Annotated in this window: 17 protein-coding genes and 1 tRNA gene; 15 read left to right on the top strand and 3 right to left on the bottom strand. The window is 37.4% G+C overall.

Translation table 11 applies throughout. The annotated features are described in order from the left end of the window. Window positions 1–3 precede the first annotated feature (3 nt). The 4 genes from rplI to GQS55_RS16705 all read left to right on the top strand — a co-directional run bounded on the left by rplI (window position 4) and on the right by GQS55_RS16705 (window position 5,312). Window positions 4–456 carry a 50S ribosomal protein L9 gene (gene rplI, locus GQS55_RS16720; RefSeq protein ID WP_159821571.1) on the top strand — a complete coding sequence of 151 codons (453 nt, stop codon included), beginning with the start codon at window positions 4–6 and terminating at the stop codon, window positions 454–456. Window positions 457–946: 490 nt separating this feature from the next. Beyond that, window positions 947–2,704, top strand: a complete 1,758-nt coding sequence (dnaG, locus tag GQS55_RS16715; RefSeq protein WP_159821570.1) for a DNA primase — start codon at window positions 947–949, stop codon at window positions 2,702–2,704. A 214-nt stretch (window positions 2,705–2,918) separates the two neighbouring features. Next, window positions 2,919–4,766, top strand: coding sequence for an RNA polymerase sigma factor RpoD (gene rpoD, locus GQS55_RS16710; RefSeq protein ID WP_159821569.1), 1,848 nt, complete (start codon window positions 2,919–2,921; stop codon window positions 4,764–4,766). Window positions 4,767–5,235: 469 nt separating this feature from the next. After that, a tRNA-Ile gene (locus GQS55_RS16705) sits at window positions 5,236–5,312 on the top strand. A gap of 95 nt (window positions 5,313–5,407) precedes the next feature. Here the strand turns inward: GQS55_RS16705 and cueR are convergent. Together cueR and GQS55_RS16695 are read right to left on the bottom strand one after the other, a co-directional pair. Further along, window positions 5,408–5,815, bottom strand: coding sequence for a Cu(I)-responsive transcriptional regulator (gene cueR, locus GQS55_RS16700; RefSeq protein WP_159821568.1), 408 nt, complete (start codon window positions 5,813–5,815; stop codon window positions 5,408–5,410). A gap of 1 nt (window position 5,816) precedes the next feature. Beyond that, on the bottom strand, window positions 5,817–8,192 hold the full coding sequence (locus tag GQS55_RS16695) for a heavy metal translocating P-type ATPase (protein WP_159821567.1): 2,376 nt from the start codon (window positions 8,190–8,192) through the stop codon (window positions 5,817–5,819). A 233-nt stretch (window positions 8,193–8,425) separates the two neighbouring features. Here GQS55_RS16695 and GQS55_RS16690 point away from each other — a divergent pair, with 233 nt between their 5' ends. The 11 genes from GQS55_RS16690 to GQS55_RS16645 all read left to right on the top strand — a co-directional run bounded on the left by GQS55_RS16690 (window position 8,426) and on the right by GQS55_RS16645 (window position 20,451). Beyond that, a complete protein-coding gene (locus GQS55_RS16690) occupies window positions 8,426–10,402 on the top strand; it encodes a hypothetical protein (protein WP_159821566.1) in 1,977 nt (658 codons plus the stop codon). Window positions 10,403–10,406: 4 nt separating this feature from the next. Further along, window positions 10,407–11,384: a prolyl aminopeptidase gene (gene pip / locus GQS55_RS16685; RefSeq protein WP_159821565.1), complete on the top strand. Its 978-nt coding sequence runs from the start codon at window positions 10,407–10,409 to the stop codon at window positions 11,382–11,384. A gap of 242 nt (window positions 11,385–11,626) precedes the next feature. Beyond that, window positions 11,627–11,698 carry a pyrroloquinoline quinone precursor peptide PqqA gene (gene pqqA / locus GQS55_RS20195; RefSeq protein WP_118056096.1) on the top strand — a complete coding sequence of 24 codons (72 nt, stop codon included), beginning with the start codon at window positions 11,627–11,629 and terminating at the stop codon, window positions 11,696–11,698. 124 nt (window positions 11,699–11,822) lie between these two features. Beyond that, window positions 11,823–12,740 carry a pyrroloquinoline quinone biosynthesis protein PqqB gene (gene pqqB / locus GQS55_RS16675; protein WP_159821564.1) on the top strand — a complete coding sequence of 306 codons (918 nt, stop codon included), beginning with the start codon at window positions 11,823–11,825 and terminating at the stop codon, window positions 12,738–12,740. Between the two features lie 22 nt (window positions 12,741–12,762). After that, window positions 12,763–13,530, top strand: coding sequence for a pyrroloquinoline-quinone synthase PqqC (gene pqqC, locus GQS55_RS16670; RefSeq protein ID WP_159821563.1), 768 nt, complete (start codon window positions 12,763–12,765; stop codon window positions 13,528–13,530). Next, complete coding sequence (gene pqqD, locus GQS55_RS16665; RefSeq protein ID WP_442872159.1) at window positions 13,527–13,811, top strand: pyrroloquinoline quinone biosynthesis peptide chaperone PqqD; 285 nt, start codon at window positions 13,527–13,529, stop codon at window positions 13,809–13,811. Before pqqC ends, pqqD begins: the two co-directional genes overlap by 4 nt. Beyond that, the gene (gene pqqE / locus GQS55_RS16660) at window positions 13,804–14,982 is read left to right on the top strand and encodes a pyrroloquinoline quinone biosynthesis protein PqqE (protein ID WP_159821562.1); all 1,179 of its coding nucleotides are present in this window, start codon (window positions 13,804–13,806) and stop codon (window positions 14,980–14,982) included. The genes pqqD and pqqE overlap by 8 nt, the downstream gene beginning before the upstream one ends. Then, on the top strand, window positions 14,979–16,427 hold the full coding sequence (locus GQS55_RS16655; protein WP_159821561.1) for an insulinase family protein: 1,449 nt from the start codon (window positions 14,979–14,981) through the stop codon (window positions 16,425–16,427). Before pqqE ends, GQS55_RS16655 begins: the two co-directional genes overlap by 4 nt. Before the next feature lie 101 nt (window positions 16,428–16,528). After that, the gene (locus GQS55_RS19895; RefSeq protein ID WP_201294525.1) at window positions 16,529–16,699 is read left to right on the top strand and encodes a hypothetical protein; all 171 of its coding nucleotides are present in this window, start codon (window positions 16,529–16,531) and stop codon (window positions 16,697–16,699) included. A gap of 190 nt (window positions 16,700–16,889) precedes the next feature. Then, complete coding sequence (locus GQS55_RS16650; protein WP_159821560.1) at window positions 16,890–19,058, top strand: TonB-dependent receptor family protein; 2,169 nt, start codon at window positions 16,890–16,892, stop codon at window positions 19,056–19,058. A 445-nt stretch (window positions 19,059–19,503) separates the two neighbouring features. After that, a complete protein-coding gene (locus GQS55_RS16645; RefSeq protein WP_159821559.1) occupies window positions 19,504–20,451 on the top strand; it encodes a CvpA family protein in 948 nt (315 codons plus the stop codon). Between the two features lie 164 nt (window positions 20,452–20,615). Here the strand turns inward: GQS55_RS16645 and GQS55_RS16640 are convergent, their stop codons facing one another. Then, window positions 20,616–20,774: an oxidoreductase-like domain-containing protein gene (locus GQS55_RS16640; RefSeq protein ID WP_159821558.1), complete on the bottom strand. Its 159-nt coding sequence runs from the start codon at window positions 20,772–20,774 to the stop codon at window positions 20,616–20,618. Window positions 20,775–20,845: the final 71 nt, after the last annotated feature.

Genomic DNA, 20,845 nt, shown 5'->3' with positions numbered 1-20,845 from the left:
ATTATGGAAGTAATTCTTCTAGACAAAATCGCCAAATTAGGCGGCCTTGGTGACAAGGTATCTGTTAAATCAGGTTATGCACGTAACTACTTATTACCTCAAGGTAAAGCAGTATTCGCATCTGATGCTAACATTGAGCACTTTGAAGCACGTCGTGCTGAATTAGAAGCTAAGTTAGCTGAAGTTTTAGCTACAGCTGAAGCTCGTGCAGTTAAAATTGGTGAATTAGCTGAAGTAACTATCGCATCTAAAGCAGGTGAAGAAGGTAAGTTATTCGGTTCAATTGGTACTCGTGATATCGCTGATGCGATCACAGAAGCTGGCGTAGAAGTTACAAAAGCTGAAGTACGTTTACCATTAGGTGCAATCCGTGAAACTGGCGAATTCGAAATCGCTATTCACTTGCACAACGATGTTGATACTAACGTTAAAGTGATTGTTATCGCTCAAGCTTAATTGCTTAAATTAACGTAGGTTAGAATTTATTCTAGCAAGTACTACATTATTAAATACCGCAATATCTTTGATACTGCGGTATTTTTTTGTCTTTTTTCTTACCTTTTGAAAATCCCTTCATCCAGTTCGTCATCCTTCGCCCCGTTCGTCATCCTGAACTTGATTCAGGAACCAAAGCGTTATGCTACCAGCCTCATGAGATTCCGTATTAAGTGACCTACGGAATGACGGCGTTTTTCGTCATCCTTCACCCAATTTGTCATCCTGAACTTGATTCAGGATCTCAAGCGTTATGCTGCTAACCCAGGATATTTTGTATTAAACGACCTATTTTATGACTGTTTTGGCCCCTGAAAATTGTCATAATCTAATGGTGTTTTTTCGTGTTATTACGACAGATAAAAAGAAATAATTTTCAGCGGCTGATGAATCTCAGGTATAATGATCGCTTATTAGTTTTTACAGTAAAAAGTACCTTAGCACTATGAGTATGGCCGGACGTATCCCTCGACAATTTATTGATGACTTATTAGCTCGCGCTGATATCGTTGAATTAATTGATGGCCGTGTACCTTTAAAAAAGGCGGGTAAGAACTATCAGGCCTGCTGTCCGTTTCATAACGAAAAATCTCCCTCTTTCACCGTCAGTCAAGACAAGCAGTTTTATCATTGTTTTGGTTGTGGTGAACACGGTAATGCTATTTCATTTTTAATGGAATTTGACCGTTTAGACTTTGTTGATGCCATTGAAGAACTCGCCAGTCATTGTGGTGTAGAAGTTGTTCGCGAAGAAAATAATGCGACTCCGGCAGAGCAACGACAACAACAAAAAGTTTATCAACAAAAGCAAGATGATTATGAGTTAATGAATCAAATTAGCCGTTTTTATCAGCAACAACTAAAAGCTGCAACAGATAAAGAAACCGCTATTGATTACTTAAAAGGTCGTGGCTTAAGTGGTGAAGTAGTTAAGCGTTTTGGTATTGGTTATATTAGTGATGCCTGGGACGGCATGATGAAAGTGTTTTCCCCGCAAGGTAAAACTAATCAACAGTTAGTTGATTTAGGCATGGCAATACAGGGCGATAAGAACCGACCATACGACAGATTTCGCGGCCGTATTATGTTTCCTATCCGTGATAAACGCGGCAGAGTTATTGCTTTTGGTGGTCGTGTTTTGGGCGATGAAAAACCTAAATACTTAAACTCTCCAGAAACGCGTGTTTATCATAAAGGCCAAGAACTCTATGGTTTATATGAAGCGAAACAAGCCAATAAGAACCTTGAACGACTCGTTGTTGTTGAAGGCTATATGGATGTTGTTGCACTAGCACAGCATGGCGTTGACTATGCTGTGGCCTCATTAGGTACATCTACCACACCAGAGCAATTACAAACCTTGTTTCGCACCGTAAAAGAAGTTATTTGTTGTTACGATGGTGATAGAGCTGGTCGTGATGCTGCGTGGCGCGCGATGGATAATGCTTTACCTTTAATTCGTGATGGTTTTTCATTAAAGTTTGTTTTTGTACCTGATGGGGAAGATCCAGATTCATTGATTCGCGAACAGGGCCAACAAGTGTTTGAAAAAATATTAGATGAAGCAATGCCTTTATCTAAATTTTTAGTGGAACAATTAATGAGTCAAGTTGAAATGAATTCATTAGAAGGCCGAGCAGCCTTAGTTGATTCTTTTCAACCATACTTAGCAAAAATGCCAGATAGTGTGTTAAAAGATGCCATTATTAACGACATTGCAAATAATTTTGGTACAGGTAGTGAGCAGTTTTTAGCTAAAATAGCTAAAAATATCAACAAACAAGACAAAATTAAAAAGCCGCAGGCCAGTACAAAAATCACACCTGTTAGATTAGCCATTGCATTACTACTCGAGCATCCCCATATTGTAAACGAGCTAGGAGATATTTCAGCATTAGCACCATTACAAGTTCCTGGGATAGATTTACTGACCCAATTACTGAAATTATGCCAACAAAATCCTGAAATAAAAACAGCACAGTTATTAGAGTATTTTCGAGGTACAGAAGCAGGTAATCAGTTAGCAAAATTAATGTGTTGGCAACACCATGTTACTGCTGAGACTGCCGCTGATGTTTTTCTTGATAGCATTGAAAAGCTATTGAATGATTTTGTTGAAAAACGTGCGGAATTTTTATTACAAAAAGCACGTGTTAAGCAAATAACACCACAAGAAAGACAAGAGTTACAAGCAATACTTAACGCCTAGCTACACATAACGGGTTTTAGTAACTATACTTTAGTTAATTTAAATTGTTATTTAAAAGATAAGTAGAGATTTATACATGAATTCAGTGGTGGAAATAGAGTGAAAAACTCGCTATAATCTCCCGCTTAATTTATTTGTGCAATTTTTACTACCCCATTTTTACAATATTGTTTTTTAACAGTAATATATACCAGACATAGGTGGACACTCGTCAATGGAACAAGCTCCTCAATCTAGATTGAAAGATTTAATAACCAAAGGTAAAGAGCAAGGTTATTTAACGTTTGCGCAAGTTAACGATCATCTACCACAAGATATTATCGATTCAGACCAAGTCGAAGATATCGTTAGCATGATTAACGACATGGGAATTCAAGTTTTTGAAAACGCCCCTGACGCAGACACGTTAATGATGAGCGAAGCTAATACCGATGAAGATGCTGCAGAAGCTGCAGCACAGGCATTAGCAACTGTAGAAAGTGAAATTGGCCGTACAACTGATCCTGTTCGCATGTATATGCGTGAGATGGGCACAGTAGAATTACTGACACGTAAAGGCGAAATCGTTATCGCCAAGCGTATCGAAGAAGGCATTAAAGAAGTACAACATAGTGTTTCTGAATACCCACCTGCAATAAATTATCTATTGGATATGTGGGATAACTTTGAAGCGGAAGAAGTTCGCTTAACAGACATTATTGTTGGCTTTTTAGACCCTGACGCTGAAGATGAAGAAGTTGCAGCAGCAGCTACACATGTTGGCTCTGAGTTATCAAAAGAAGACTTAGATGATGAAGACAAAGACGACAGTGATAGCGATGATGAGGATGAAGAGGAAGAAGACACTGGTCCTGATCCTGAACTAGCACGTGAAAAATTTACGGCGTTGCGTGATGTATACGAAATTGCCAACAAAATTATTGAGAAAAAAGGCCGTGGTCATAAAGACGCACAACAAGCGATTGATGACGTAGCCGAAGTATTTAAAGAATTCCGTTTAATACCTAAATTATTTGATAAGTTAGTAAAAAACATGCGCAGTGTGATGGACAGATTACGTGTTCAAGAACGCTTAATCATGAAGCATTGTGTTGTGGGCGCTGGTATGCCTAAAACTACTTTCATTAAAATTTTCCCAGGTAATGAAACATCAAAAGATTGGTTTGAAGAACAAAAAGCCGCAGGTCATAGTTACTCGGCTAAGCTTTCTGACATTGAACATGACGTAGAGCGTTGTATCTACAAACTAAATCAAATTGAAGAAGAAACACATCTAAACATACATGGTATTAAAGATATCAACCGTCGCATGTCAATTGGTGAAGCGAAAGCACGCCGAGCGAAGAAAGAAATGGTTGAAGCCAACTTACGTTTGGTTATCTCTATTGCTAAAAAATACACAAACCGTGGTTTACAATTCTTAGATTTAATTCAAGAAGGTAACATTGGTTTGATGAAAGCGGTTGATAAGTTTGAATACCGTCGTGGTTATAAGTTCTCAACTTATGCAACTTGGTGGATTCGTCAAGCAATTACACGTTCAATTGCCGACCAAGCTAGAACAATTCGTATACCAGTACATATGATTGAAACGATCAATAAATTGAATCGTGTTTCTCGTCAAATGTTACAAGAAATGGGTCGTGAACCAACACCTGAAGAATTAGCTGAACGCATGATTATGCCAGAAGACAAAATTCGTAAGGTATTGAAAATAGCTAAAGAGCCAATTTCAATGGAAACGCCAATTGGTGATGATGAAGATTCGCATCTAGGTGACTTTATTGAAGATGGTAGTGGTGAATTACCTGTTGATTCTGCAACGTCAGAGAATCTTAAAGGCGCTACCCATGAAGTACTTGCTGGTTTAACAGCTCGTGAAGCTAAAGTACTTAGAATGCGTTTCGGTATTGATATGAACACTGACCATACCTTAGAAGAGGTTGGTAAGCAGTTTGATGTAACACGTGAACGTATTCGTCAAATTGAAGCGAAAGCATTACGTAAATTACGTCATCCTTCGCGTTCAGAGCAGTTAAAAAGCTTCTTAGATGGTGAGTAAGCAGTACTGCTGCTTAGCATCAAACAAGTAAGTTTGAATGATACGAAAAAGAGTATGTTAGCCTAACTAGCATACTCTTTTTTTGTTCTTAGCTTTCGTTACCCTCAGACCTAAAAGCTTAACTGATACCTTAGATAATAATTTAGTTAATATTAAAAATGTAACGGTATTAAGTGATATGACTTTGTTGAGGTATCGCTTCTTAGCTAGATGAAACTAGTCAAACGTAAATTAACCAAACGAAACGACTAAAATTAATATTAGTTAAATAAGCATAAATATTGAATAGAATATGAGATTATTAATAATCGAGTAAGCCATTTGACTATTAATACAACAATCAAACCAATTTTATTTGTTTTTTACTATTCAGGTGGTGACATTAAAATAAAAAATGCTTATACTGCTCGCGCTCAATTGGACTGTTTACCTAAAATATTTTAATTGAGTATATACAACTTATGTATATGGCCCCTTAGCTCAGTTGGTTAGAGCGCCCGACTCATAATCGGTAGGTCCAGTGTTCAAGTCACTGAGGGGCCACCACTTTTCTCAACGCTTTCAGCGTAATATTACCTACTCATACAATAGTTTTTTTTCAAGCCAATAAGCTGTTATCCGTATACTATTATGCTTATTTACTAAGAAGAAAACTCTGCTAAACCTTCTAGAATTGGGCATTTAGCATTATCATCACCATCACATTTATCTGCTAATTCTTGCAGCACTGTTTTCATTTTCTCTAGCGCTAAGATTTTTTCATTAATATCTTGTAAATGATTTTGTGCGAGTTGTTTTACCTGACGGCTTTCTCTGTCACTGTTTAACCAGAATTTCAGTAGTGATTGAATTTCTGCCATGGAAAACCCTAAGTTTCTCGAACGTCGGATAAAACCCAATTGTTGTAATTGGGCTTGATTATATAATCGATAACCGGCCTCACTACGGCTTGCTTTTTTTAACACGCCGATGTCTTCATAGTAGCGGATCATTTTAGCCGATATGCCTGTTAAGCTAGCAGCTTTACCTATGGTGACCAGTGTATCCATGTTACTTCTCCTTCATTGACCAACGTTGTAATAGCAAAGCATTACTCACTACAAATAAGCTACTAAATGCCATTGCGGCACCCGCAATAATAGGGTCGAGGTAACCAAAGGCTGCCAGTGGTATTCCTATTGCGTTAAAGATAAAGGCCCAAAAAAGGTTTTGTTTTATTTTACGGTAAGTGAGCCTTGAGATAGTTAGTGCTGTGGGTACTAAGCTTGGCTTACTGCGCATTAAAGTAATAGAAGAGGCGCTAACGGCAACATCTGTACCCGACGCCATTGCCATTCCTAAATCAGCTTGTGCAAGGGCAGGAGCGTCGTTAATACCATCACCTACCATAGCTACTTGGTAACCTTGCTCTTGATATTGACGAATATATTTAGCTTTATCTGCTGGAAGTACTTCCGCTTTGAAATCGTCCAACTGTAATTTTGTCGCAACCCATGTTGCACTAGCTTGACTGTCGCCAGTAAGCATAGCGACCCTTATACCTTCTTGTTGCAACGTTTTTACCGCTAAGAGCGCATCAGACTTCAGTTCATCATTAAAACAAAACAGGGCAAGTAATTTTAGTTCATCTGCTTGCTGGCTAGCCAACCAAGAAACAGAGGCTCCAGGTGTTTTTATTTGCTCAGTTGGTAGATTTATTCCCAACTCTTGCATCCAGTGACTACTGCCCATCATTAGTGAATTATTGCCAATATTACCTTTTACTCCATAACCGGCAACAACTTGAAACTCTTCTATTGTTACTGGTTGAATTTCTTGATTTAAAGCTTTGTCTACCACGGCTTTACCTAAAGGGTGTTCACTATTTATTTGTAGGGAATAAGCTAATTGTAATACTTCTGCTTCAGTGCCATTGATAACAGTCATTTCATTTAAAACAGGTTTACCTTGAGTTAAGGTACCTGTTTTATCAAAGACCACGAGGTCGATATTTTTTGCCTGTTCTAGCGCAATGGCATCTTTAACTAATACACCGAATCTGGCAGCAGTTCCTGTGCCTGCCATAATAGCCGCAGGGGTTGCCAAGCCAAGAGCACACGGGCAAGCAATAACTAGAACGGCCACCGCATTGAGAATAGCGCTGGTCCAGTCATCAAATATTATTCCCGTCATCAATAGCGTAGTGATGGCAACCAGTAAAACTACGGGGATGAAAATACTACTGACTTTATCAACGATGGCTTGTACGGGCGCTTTTGCTCCTTGGGCTTGTTCAACGAGTTGAATAATTTTAGATAACGTTGATTCGGTACCAACATTGGTGGTACGAATTTCAAGAATACCGTCTAAGTTCAGAGATCCACCTGTAACAATATCGCCTTCTTTTTTACTGACAGGGACAGATTCACCACTAATTAAGGCTTCATCTAAGTGACTTTTTCCTTGTAGAATTTCTCCATCTACAGGTACTCTTTCACCTGGAATTACTTTTACTGTTTCGCCTGACAGTACTGATGACACTGATACTTTTTGCCATTTACTTAAACGTAGTACTGTTGCCTCAACAGGCTTCAAATTCTCTAACGATCTTAGGGCATCTGTAGTACGACGTTTTGCCTTGTGTTCTAAATATTTACCTAACAGAACCAAGGTTATGACCGCACTACTACTTTCAAAATACAAGTGAGGCATGCCTTGATCATTATTAAAGGTCCACCATAAGTACAAAGATAATCCATAAGCGGCACTTGTACCGATAGATACTAGCAGATCCATATTACCCATTCTTGCTTTGAGTGCTCCCCAGCCAGCTCGATAAAAACGAGCACCAAAATAGAATTGAACAGGTGTCGCTAGTAGCCATTGCCAAAAAGACGGTAACATCCACTCTTGACCAAATAGCATACCTAGCATAGGGAATACCAATGGTAAGGTTAGTAAGCCTGCACCCAATACAGGCCACCAAGCTTTACTATAAAAAGGCTCACTTTTATTGGTTTGGTTTAACTTACTGTCGGTATTTAATGGGATAAAGAGATAACCGGCTTGTGTTACGGCTTGTTCTAATTGCTCGTCGGTTACAAAAGATAGTATGTTTACTTGCGCCTGCTCTGTCGCTAGGTTGACTGACGCGCTAACTACGCCGGTTACTTTAGCTAAGGCTTGTTCGACTCTAGTAACACAAGAAGCACAACTCATTTTACCAATTCCAAATTGCTTTAGCGTTAATGGAACTTGATAACCAGCCTCGGTAACTGCCGTCACTAAATCATGATAACTGGCACTACCTTGAATAATGGCTGTTTCAGTTGCTAGGTTAACGGTAACTTCCGTTACTCCGCTCACCTTGTGTAACGCCTTTTCAACACGTCCTACACATGATGCACAGGACATTCCGTCGATTGTGAGTTGTATTGTAGTATTCATAAGCCTCTCACTTAAATTGTGTATTGAGTTGTAAACTAACACTAGGTTAAACCTTACCATGGTTGTAAGGTCAACTGTTTTTATTTAATTGATATCTCAAAAGCTTAACAATGTCACTACAACAATTTTAGCGCTTTTTGAAATAAGCTGTGGCCTTCTATTCTCTACTTTCACTCGCTTTGAATTTTTGAGACTATAGTGAGAATTGTATATTTATAAATGGCATTAATAAGTTGAGTAGCACTAAAAAAAATAAAGGTGATAACGAAAAGAAGGGCTTATTCAAAAAAATTAGCACACCACCTCATTATGAATCTTATAGTTGGGGAGCCAAGCATAGTTTAATTGCTAAAGTAGTTTACTGGTGTATATATGTATTCCGCTTTACTTCACTTTTACAGCTGCTTAAAGCATTACAACGAAATAAGTCTTCTAAAATAAATGACAGTAAAGAGCGAGTAGATATACATGCGCGCGATACCGAGTATTACTTATTAGCCGTATTTTCTGTTTCCGCTATTTTATATTTTTTAAAAAGTATGGCTTGGATTAATCTTGGCATATTCCATCCTATGTTTGCGCTAGAGGGATTACCCAATCTCATTTTAACTGTTTATCTTTGCTACTTTTTATTTGAATCAATTGTTTGGGTATTCTATTACTTATTGTTTAGAATTTTGATTGAAAAGCATCTTTCTATTTTTAATGAAGCTGAATACTTTATTACCTTGCCCTTAGTACTCGCCTCTCAGTTCTTTTTAATCGCTAGCATTATTGATGTTAATGTCAGTGAAGTGATTGCGACAATTTTGAACTTCCCGGCAATAACAAATGATATTTCTGCGAACTTTAAATTAACGCTGTCACTATTAGGCTATATGTATACGGTACTGATCATAGCGAATATTATTAACCTTATACCAGCCATCCCCGTTAGACGCAGACCAAATATTACAATAATAGGGGCGGGGGATGTTGTGCAAAAAAGAATGTTACCAGCCTTAAAAGATCGTGGTTTTTACTCAAACAAACAAATAGCAATAGCAAGCGATACTATTTGTCCGCAGTTTAAACAGGCATTAAATGATCAAGGCATTCGATATTTTGATGCCTCAGAAGCAGGGGAAGGCGGTAACACAACAAAAAAAATTGTCGACTATATTAAAAAGAGTTCATCTTATGCTGTTATCGCAACACCAACTGCTGAGCACATTACTTATATAGATGCTTTAAGCAAAGAGGGGATTGTTTTTGGTGTTGAAAAACCTATTGTAGGAAGTGAGTTAGAGCTAATCGCGCTAGCCGATAACGTTGATACAATAATGAGTAAAGGTTTCTTGTTTAGTTATTATTGGCTCGAAAAAGCGATAGCTCTCAATTACTTTCTATCGTTAAATCCTAACTATAATCGGTTCGTCAATATTTCAATCGTAAATGCAAATAATGAACCGCTTAATGAAAAAGTTGCACCAAGCACCTTAGCTTATATTCAAGGCTTGTTAGGTGAAGTAAAAAAAATAGACATTACTTTTCTTGAAGACATTGATAAACGTGATTGGGCACTAAAAAAAGAGACCGGTGGTTTTTATTACGAAACATTAGTACATCCGATCACTTTGCTTGCAAACATTCTAAAAACAGACGTTAACTTATCCGAATTAAAATCTGAATGGTATTTATTAGAAGATATACCTGAAATTGTGAAATGTTCAGCCGATGAATTAGGTGCTAGCTTAGTGCGTTTATCAGGTACTAGCTGTAATTGTGAAATCGATATACTGGCGGGAAAATTTACTAATAATAAAAAGCGATGTATGGATATAACGTATGAACATGGTTCAATCAACATGAACCTAGATACACTTGTTTGTACGATAGAGCTGACAGGTGAGAAAAAATACTCGAAAACTAAAATCGAAGTAAAATCTGAGTTTGGTGGTAGTTTCTTAGATACTTCTAAGGGAGCACAGTTTACTGAATTAAAGAATATAAAGTATTCGGTGCAAATGACATTGTTTGATTTATTTATTAGCAATTCTGGGGATTGGGGTCACAAGCGTTTTGATGACTATCCGAATCAAGTTCATGTATTGAAAACAATGGCTAACTTTTTAAAAGACGATAAAAATTATTTTTATAAACCAACACTAATCAACAAAACAGTAATGGCAAATACTATCGCCAGTTTTCATCATCAAGAGAAGGTATAAGTTATTGTTATCACTGTATCCCGCTATTGAACCTTTTCATCATTATTACTTAAATGTGGCCAATATTGAATTATGCGATGAAGAGGCAGCTGTTGAGCATCAGCTTTATGTTGAACAATGTGGAAATCCAACAGGTATTCCTGTGCTTTTTTTACACGGTGGCCCTGGCTCGGGTTGTAGAGCATCGCATCGATGTTTCTTTGATCCCGAGCTGTACCATATTATTTTGTTTGATCAACGAGGTTGTGGGCGCTCTCGACCTTATGGCGCTTTAGCACACAATACAACCGCTAACCTTATTCAAGATATAGAAGCGATACGTAAACACATTAATATTGAAGAGTGGTTAATTTTTGGTGGTTCTTGGGGCACTACACTTGGTCTACATTATGCTAAAAACTTTTCTCAACACGTATCTGGTTTAATACTACGTGGCGTTTTTTTGGGGCGCTCTCAAGATATTGATTGGGTGTATAGCGCAAATGGTGCGGCTAAAATTTTTCCTGATGCATGGGCTAATTTGGTAGAAGGTTTACCTTTAGAACAAGCGACAGAGCCTTTGTCGATGATATATCAACAACTCACCAGTGATAACATTCAGACTTCAAACCGTATTTTTAGTAAATTAGAATACTGGGAAGCAAACCTTATCTATTGGCAAAACGTAGTTGATTTCCAAGAAAATAAAGTAACTGAAGACGACAAAGTCCCTTCAATTATTCAGTTATATTATTCAATAAACAAGTGTTTTATTGGTGATGAACCATTACTTGAAAATATAAAAAGCATACGACATATACCGACAAAAATAATTCATGGGCGCTATGATATGGTATGTCCTCTGACACAAGCATGGCTATTAAAACAGCACTGGCCTGACGCTGAATTATCAATTATTGAAATGGCGGGCCATGTTGCAAATGAAGCTAAAATTATTAATGCTTTAGTGCAAGCAACAAATGATTTCGCAGCAAATAAGTAAGGAGGATCTTAGTTTATATTAAGTTAATTTTAAGTTAGTTTTAATGCCATTATTGTTGTTTTCATAGCGAATTTACACCCTATATAAAATTACATTATTTAACAACTCATCCGTCATACGGTTTCATTTCCTTCTAAAGTATGATGTTTAATAAATGAAAATTAAATATAGTAAAAGGGTGCTTATGCATGCAATGTAAGCAAGAACATAAATTAATATCATCAACTAGCGAGGAATAAATTATGTGGACTAAACCTAACTTTGAAGAAATGCGTTTAGGATTTGAAGTAACGCTTTACATCAGTAATCGTTAATTTGATCAAGACGAATAAATTAATACGAAAAAATTACCTCAGTATATTTTTGTTTAAAACCTGAGGTAATTAATTATCACTAGTTAATTTCTAACTTCCCCTTTGTCTTGATCTCGAGGCACATATGAAAATTTTAGTTCTAGGCTCTGCCGCTGGCGGCGGATTTCCTCAATGGAATTGTCACTGCGCAAATTGTAAAGGCTTACGCGATGGCACCATTAAAGCAACGGCGCGTACACAATCATCTATTGCAGTTAGCCAAAATGGAAAAGACTGGGTATTGATCAATGCATCACCAGATATCCGTGAACAAATCAATCAATCTCCACAACTTTGGCCTGAAGAAGGTAGTCGTGGTACTAACATTCGTGCCGCAATATTAACTGACAGCCAAATAGATCACACTACAGGGTTGTTAACGTTGCGTGAAGGTTTACCGCTTGATGTTTATTGTAGTGATGTTGTTTATGAAGACTTATCAACGGCTTTTCCATTATTTAATTTGTTAGAACATTGGCACGGTGGACTCAGCTTTAACAAAATTGATACTGAACAACGCGCACCATTTGGTGTTACCGGCGTTGATGGTATCGAATTTCTTCCCGTAATCATTGAGTCGAATGCTCCACCTTATTCACGTTATAGAGATAAAGTGGTCGACGGTAATAATATTGGTTTAAAAATTATTGATAAAACTACGGGCAAATATTTATTCTATTTACCGGGAATTGTTGAAAGTACCCCTGAAGTTGAACGAATACTTTCAGAAGCTAGCTGTGTTCTTATTGATGGTACGCTATGGCTTGATGATGAAATGATTGCGCAAGGCGTTGGTACTAAATTAGGTTCAGAAATGGGTCATATGCCAGTCAATGGTGATTATGGTACCGTCGCTTTATTGAATAAATTTACGATAGATCGAAAAATCCTAATACATATCAACAACACAAACCCTATTTTAAATGAAGAATCTCCTCAACATCAGTTTGTTTTAGACAATGGTGTCGAAATTGCCACAGATGGCATGGAAATAACGATTTAATTACACTTAAAGGATCCTTTTTATGCAAGCTTGGACCAGAGAGCAGTTTGAACAAAAACTTAAAGATAAAGGTCAGCTCTATCATATTAACCATCCTTTTCATATTGCGATGCACGAAGGTAAATGTAGTAAAGAAGAAATTCAAGGCTGGGTAGCAAATCGCTTTTATTATCAATTGAATATACCAATTAAAGATGCGGCAATTATGGCTAATTGCCTAGATATGGAAACTAGACGCTTATGGGTGCAACGTATTCTTGATCATGACGGCTGTATTGGTGATGAAGCCCTAGGAGGAATTGAAGCTTGGTTACGTTTAGGTGAAGCTGTTGGCTTAGACCGACAGGATTTATTAGATGAAAAATTTGTATTGCCAGGCGTTCGTTTCGCGGTCGATGCTTATGTGAATTTTGCTCGCAGAGCTAATTGGCAACAAGCTGCTTGTTCATCATTAACCGAAATGTTTGCACCTAAAATACATCAAAGCCGCCTTGATAGTTGGCCTCAAAATTACCCATGGATAAAACCTGACGGTTTACGTTATTTCCAAATGCGTTTATCGCAAGCTCGTCGTGATGTTAGTCATGGTTTACAAATAACCTTAGATCATTTTACTACCCACGAAACACAAGAAGAAGCCCTAAATATTCTACAGTTCAAACTGGATATTTTATGGAGCATGCTAGACTCAATGAGTTTAGCTTATCAGCAAGGTAGAGCTCCTTATCAAGATATACTTGGTCAAGAGGCAATTAATAACCCTATTTATCATAAAGGTATATTTAAGTGAGCACATTAACGATTACACCAACCATGACACCGTCACTTAATGCAATGTTCCGTTTCCAGTGGGAAAAAGCACAAGACTGCTTTGTATTATTATTTCCAGAAGGTATGGTTAAGCTTAACGGTGGTGCTGGCGAAATTATGCAGCTTATTGATGGGCAAAAAAATGTACAGGAAATTACCGATGCATTACATGCTAAATTTCCTGATGCGGGTAATTTAGCTACCGACGTGAATGAGTTTATCACTACCGCAATTGAAAAGAAGTGGCTTTATCATGACTAATCAAGCAGTAACTGAGACATCAAAAAAAGACACTAAAGCAGTTGTTGGGCCTCCGCTTTGGTTACTGGCGGAATTAACCTATGATTGTCCATTGCATTGCCCTTACTGTTCAAATCCAACCCAATTAAGCGAAACTAAAAATGAGTTAACCACAGAGCAGTGGCAGAAAGTATTTAGTGAAGCAAGGGATATGGGAGCAGTACAGCTTGGCTTTTCTGGCGGTGAGCCTTTGCTACGCAAAGATTTAGAAGCTTTAGTAAAGCAGGCGAGAGAGTTAGGTTTTTACACTAACTTAATTACCTCTGGTATTGGGTTAACTGAAAAGCGCATCGTAAAACTAAAAGAAGCAGGCTTAGATCATATACAAATTAGTTTTCAAGGTGCTGATCCTGAGTTGAACGATGCAATTGCTGGACGTGGTAATGCTTACCAGCAAAAGTTTAATATGGCTAAATCGGTTAAAGCTCAAGGTTATCCTATGGTGCTTAACTTTGTTTTATCGAAACAAAATCTTGATCAAATTGAAGCTATTATGCGTTTAAGTTGTGAGCTAGAAGCTGATTATGTTGAGCTAGCCACTGCACAATATTATGGTTGGGCGTATGAAAACCGTGATCATTTATTACCTTCTCGAGAGCAATTAGTTGAAGCAGAACGTATTGTAAATGAATTCAGAGATCAGCAAGATGGTAAGGGACCGCACTTTATTTTTGTAACGCCTGACTATTTTGAAACTCGCCCAAAAGCGTGTATGAATGGTTGGGGATCAACCTTTTTAACCGTTACGCCTGACGGATCTGCACTACCTTGTCATAGTGCAAAAATGTTGCCACTGACTTTTCCAAATGTCAAAGATAAGTCTATCAACGATATATGGCAGCAAGATTTTTCTTTTGATTATTTTCGTGGTGATGATTGGATGCCGCAACCATGTAAAGGTTGTGATGAAAAAGAGAAAGACTTTGGTGGGTGTCGTTGTCAGGCATTCATGATGACTGGTGATATGCATAAAACCGATCCTGTTTGTAGTAAATCGGAAGATCACCATTTAATTCAAGAGGCGATTGCCAGTGCAACTAGCCCATCAAACCCGATCGTTATGCGTGTAAATCAAAAGGCGATGAAGCATGCTGAAAATACACAATTAAATATTACACGTATAAAAATATGATGTTAGAAACGCTATTATCAGAAGATATTTATCGCCACAAAAACGGTTTAAAACATATAAATATTGTAGATAATAGCGGTTTTAGTGCGCTTTTTGTTGTAAATACCCCAATATTTGATAACAGCGGGGTTGCTCATGGCGTAGAGCATTTTGTGTTTCGTGGTAGTAAAGCTTTCCCTAAACCGGAAACTTTATTTCAATTACTCTCGTTAACCGATGTTAAAATCAATGCCTCGACATTAGCTCAAACCACTCATTTTCACTGTCAAAGTCAATGCCGACATACGTTTAAGTTGGCTATAAATTATTTATTAAATGGTTTATTCAATCCCGTGTTTACCGATACTGATTTACAGTATGAAATTCATGATGGCGATGAAAAAGGAGTTATCTATCGAGAGTTATTAGGCGTAGAACAAGCAGAGAAAGGCAGTAATAAAAACAGTGTTAAAAAAGACAAAAGCAGTGAGATTAGTTATGGGGGGATAAGTACGTCAATTGGTGAATTATCAGTTAACGATTTAACTCATTTTCATCAACGTTTTTATCAAGCAGACAATATTACCTTAGTTACTGCGAACGCCGATGTTAAAGAAATTGCGAATTTAGTTGCATCATTACCTAAGCCGTCTAGTGAATTAAACAAGGTAGCAATAGCATTAGAGGAATACAGTACCAACGCACATAATATTGATGCTAATGAGCAAGATAGAACCAAGTATTCTCCAGATATTAACAAACTTATTACTCTGTATCACTCATGGTTGCAAGATCCTTACTATCAAGAAATTGACGATTACAATGAAGTTGAAAGCTCGAGTAAGCAAGTAGTCATCAACAGTGATACTTCATTAACATCAACGAGTCGCCATTTAATACCGGCACTTGCTATGCTGTCTAGTAAGTTAGTAAAAGAGAGGGATAAGACTCTTTTAGTTAATAGTAATGAAAAAGAATTAACTAATAAAACTGTGCTACCAAAACTCTTTTCTAATTTATACGAAGAAGCAAAAAATCAATTAGAGAGTGCTGCATTAAGTCAACCATCTGAACATGCGTATGTAAATGATCAAAGTAACGGATTATGGCTAGTAAAGATTAATGCAGAAGATAAAATGCTGGCTAATATTATCAGCTATATTATTAGCGCTTACCCCAAATTTTTAGCTCATCGTTACGAAGGCAATTGCTATGCGACCCAAGCATTAGTGATTGATAACTCTAAATACTTAGCAATATATAGTGCCTTTGATGTAAACCCGGATACATATTTAGACAATATCGCTCAATGTTTACTGAGCCTCAGTCAAGATGATGCTTTTATTAGTATGAGCTTAGCACTTGCTAAAATTAAATATTGTCGGCTTTATCACGTTCAATATAACCAAGTGATGAGCATCACCTCTACTCAAATAGCTACTTATATAAAAAATCACATCACGTAGTTCAATCTTGCCTTAGCGCATAACGATAAGATTTACCCTGTAGTAAAAATACCTTATTATTCAGCTGAAAAGCCAAATTTATTAAAACTGTAGAGGTAGTTATGTCGGAAAAAGTAATTCAGTTTGAACTGGAAAAGCACAACAAAAATAGTGTTCGTTATAAAGAAGTGCCAGAAAATGGGATGCCACCCGTTTTAGGATCAATCTACGTACAAAAATGGTTTGTGGGTGATAGTAAAAAAATTGAAGTGACCATTAAAACTGTAGATTAATTGTGAGTCGTTCACTTTTAGCACTTAACTATTAGTAGTTAAGTCGCCGTTAAGCCTTGTGAATACAAATTCTTAGCTCAATTGTTAAATTATTTTCGTGATTTATTTCATTCAGGAATTTTTCCTATATGAAGTCTCTCTTATGGTGACTAATATAATATCTTTATAATAATAAAGAGAATGAAACCAGATGACTCTCAAACCAACATTAATCAGTACGGCTATACTGTCGTCGTTATTATTAGTACCTTATACGACATATGCAGAAGATACCGCGACTGTTGAAATGGATAAATTGACAGTTATAGGCATCTTACCAGACAGACTTGAAGCTGTTGCAGGTTCATTTGATATTATTGATAAAGAATACCTTGAGTCACGTCGCCCATTATCGATCAATGAACAATTAAGAACCTTGCCAGGTATAATGGTAGTACCTGATGGCAGCATGAGTTTTGATTTGAATATTGGTATTCGTGGTCAGAACCCTCGTCGAAGTGCGAAAGCGATGGTAATGGAAGATGGCATGCCACTTCAACTCGCGCCTTATACTGACCCCGTTAACCATTATGCGACACCTTCAACATCAGTCGTTCGAGTAGAAGTTGTTAAAGGTGCCGGACAAATTTTATATGGTCCGCAAACATTAGGTGGGGCTGTAAATTTTGTTACTAAAACTGCACCTCGCAATGGTGAAGTTGAAGGTTCACTAACCTCTACCTTTGGTAATCAAGACCTCCGAGGATTACATGCAAATGTTGGCTTTGGTAATGAAACCGGTGGTTTTATGCTTGATTTCTCACAAAGTAAGGGCGACGGTATTTTTGATGATAGTGGGTATGATGTTAAAGATTATCGTTTTAAAGGCGAGTTAAAAATTACTGACGATCAAACGGTTGGCTTAAAAGTAGTTCATACTAATGATCGTCGTAACCAAACTGAAAACTACCTCACTCAGGATGAATATGCGCGTGATCCTTATTCTCATCCAACGGTAGAGTTAGATCTGTGGGAACAAAATCGTGATGTTGTTCAACTAACTCATAAAATTGATGTAAATGATAAATTTACGATACAGTCTCAAGCTTATTACACAGATACTTTCCGTAACGGTTTACGTGCTAGTAATAGTGGCCGAGAGGTTGATGGTGCATGGGAATCGCGATTACGTAATTGTGATGCCGTAGGTGATATAAATGGCGATGGTAATGTAACGGTATCAGATATTGGTGATACCGATAATAATATTTGTGGTGGTCGTCATGCACCTCGTCAGTATTACACATGGGGAGCAGAGAGCAGAGCTGATATTGAGCATGGCTTATTTGGCCTTGAAAATGATGCAATTATTGGTCTTCGTTATCATCAAGAGCAAGCGCATCGCGAACAGGTTTATGCTGTTAATACAGCACAACGATTAGATTACGAGTTGGCATTACTTGAAGGAGAAGATCGTGAAGGAACCACGCTTGATGCCTATGCATTATCTTACTACGCACAAAACACTACTTATATTGATAACTGGTCAATAACTGCGGGTTTTCGCGTTGAAGATGTTCGTACCAGAGACAGTGATGACTTCTCTTCAAATCGTGTTTCAGACAGTTACACTGAGTTTCTTCCAAGCTTTGGTGTTGCATGGAATGGTATAACGAAAACAACAGTTTTTGCGGGTATTCATCAAGGTATTTCGCCGTCACGCGCGGATCGAGAGCTCGATGCATCCGGTGCACGTGCGGTACCTGAAGAAAGTACTTTGTTCGAATTAGGTATGAGAAGTAATTACTTCAAAGGCGTTGTTATGTCAGGCGCTTTATTTCATAACGATATCGAAAATACTATCGTAGATAATGGCGCAACATTTGATAATAGTGGTAAAAGTGAACAGCAAGGTATTGAGCTAGCGACTCGAATTAATTTTGGTGAGATTTATAACTGGAACAATAATATTTACCTATCTGGTTCATACACTAACTTATGGACTGCAGAGTATACTAAAGCATCAGACCCAGCTAATGATGGTAATCGTATGCAATATGCGCCAGAAAATTTGGTGAACCTTGACTTAGGTTATGAACATGTCAGCGGTGTTGAAGCACGCATTGGGGTACAACATGTGAGTAGTCAATTTGCTGATGATGAAAATACTCTTGTGGAGTCAGGAAATGGTATTGAGGGTATCATTCCTAGCTACACTATTTGGAATGCGACGGTTAATTATTATATTCCTAATACCGGTGTAACCTTGTTTGCTAGTGTAGAAAATTTGTTTGATAAGGAATATTTGGTGAGCCGTAATGAAGGTAAACTGGCTGGCCGTGAACGTCTATTTTTTGGTGGTATCACTTTCAATTTTTAGACGTAGTACTATCTTTTGGTTAAAGTGGGGAATATAAGTACGGCAGAACATCGCCGTGCTTATATAACTCACCTAATATCTCATCTAACACCTAACTCGCATACAATATATTAATCTATCCATTCATGTATGCTATTAAAGCTCACAATACTCAGAAACTTACCTGAAAGCACAATAGCAACATTCTTAATATATCTATTTTCTTAAGTGTAGAGCTACTTCGCATCTACCTTAATAGAGCCCAATTTTCTCTATTGTCAATCAATGCCTTACTGGCATTAATATAGGTACTTATATTATATTTAGAGTCTATGACCTGTGCGTCTAAGCCTTTTACTTGTCCTTAGTGGAAAATAACTTAGTCAACTTGCTATCAGTAAGGATGCTTGAATGTAATCATTATAGTGTTTAGTATTTGTGACTACTTATTTAAAAGGAAAAATACATGATTGGAATAATACTGTTTTCAATAGTTCTACTTTACTTTATCTATCGTGGCTATTGTCTTGGTTTAGGCTTAGTTATTGCTCGCATTGCGAGTTTAATTGGCGCTTATTTTATTGCGCTAAGTTATGCAACCAGGGGGGCTGTACTGATCAGTGAAAAAACAGAGCTTCAAGGGTTGGTTGCTTACTTCGTTGCAGGCTTTGCTATATTTGTTATCAGTTGGGTAGTCATTTCAATCACACTTAAAATACTCCTTAGTATTCTTGGTAAACTAACGGATGGAAAGTCAGAATTACCTTTGCTTGGTGCAATCGCTAATGGTTTGATAGGTGCTGGTGTCGGATTAGCCTTGGTTTGGTTCGTTAATATAGCCAATACAGCATTGAATAATGGTGAGTTACCGCAAAACAATCCAATCAATAATTTATCACAACAGTTTATGGGGGGTACTATTGATAGTGTGTTGGCTCAACAATTTCCAAAGGCGCCGCAATTGGTTGGTGTCGCTTCATATGTATTAAAAAATCCTGCCCGTGGAATACAAGATGGTTTATTTCTCGCTAATGACCCTGATGTTAAAACATTAGTTAACAGCAAGAAGATTAACCGCATGGTAGAAGAAAGAGATGTACTCGGTTTAATGACTGCGCATGAAATAAATGCTGTTCTTGATAAAAAAACGGTACAGCGTATTTTAGAAGAAACTAATGTGCTGGGCGATGTTGATGTTACTGACAAAACAGCGGTAAAAATGAGACTTACTGAAGAGGTTATGACCACGCTTATTCGTGTCGAAGTTGTAAAACAAAATCCTCGTTTTAAACAACTTACCAATGATCCTGAGCTTTCTCGCATGCTAAATAATGGTGATGTTGCTGGTTTGATGGCTAGCCCTAAAGCGAAAGAAGTAGCACAAATTATTATGGACTCTGGCATTATTAAATAGAGCGTTATGATAAAACAATATTAATGGTTGTTTTTGATTTCTATTATATTTGCAAATGCCAGAAGTACGTATGAGATTAATCGGCTTTAGTCACTGTAATTCTCTAAAGCAAACTTTAGGAGTTGATGATGATAAGTCGATGATGAATGCTAACATCATCGACTTTACTCTTTTTCTAGCGCTTGTTCTTTCAATTTTGCTTGCGCAATACGCCACTTTTGTAATTCAGCATAATAATGATCCCAAACACAAGGATTACAGGCTCCGCCACCACAACAGTCATCATCTTGCGGTGGAGTAGGTTTTTCTAATTGTTTTGTCATTTTTTACCCGTTGTTAATTTTATATCTTAATTATCTATATTCAGTTTATGGTAAACAGTTTACCGTAAACT

Source organism: Colwellia sp. 20A7, assembly GCF_009832865.1.
GTDB lineage: Bacteria > Pseudomonadota > Gammaproteobacteria > Enterobacterales > Alteromonadaceae > Colwellia.
The sequence above is the reverse complement of the archived record's forward strand: the minus strand, read 5'-3'. Positions and strand labels throughout refer to the sequence as shown.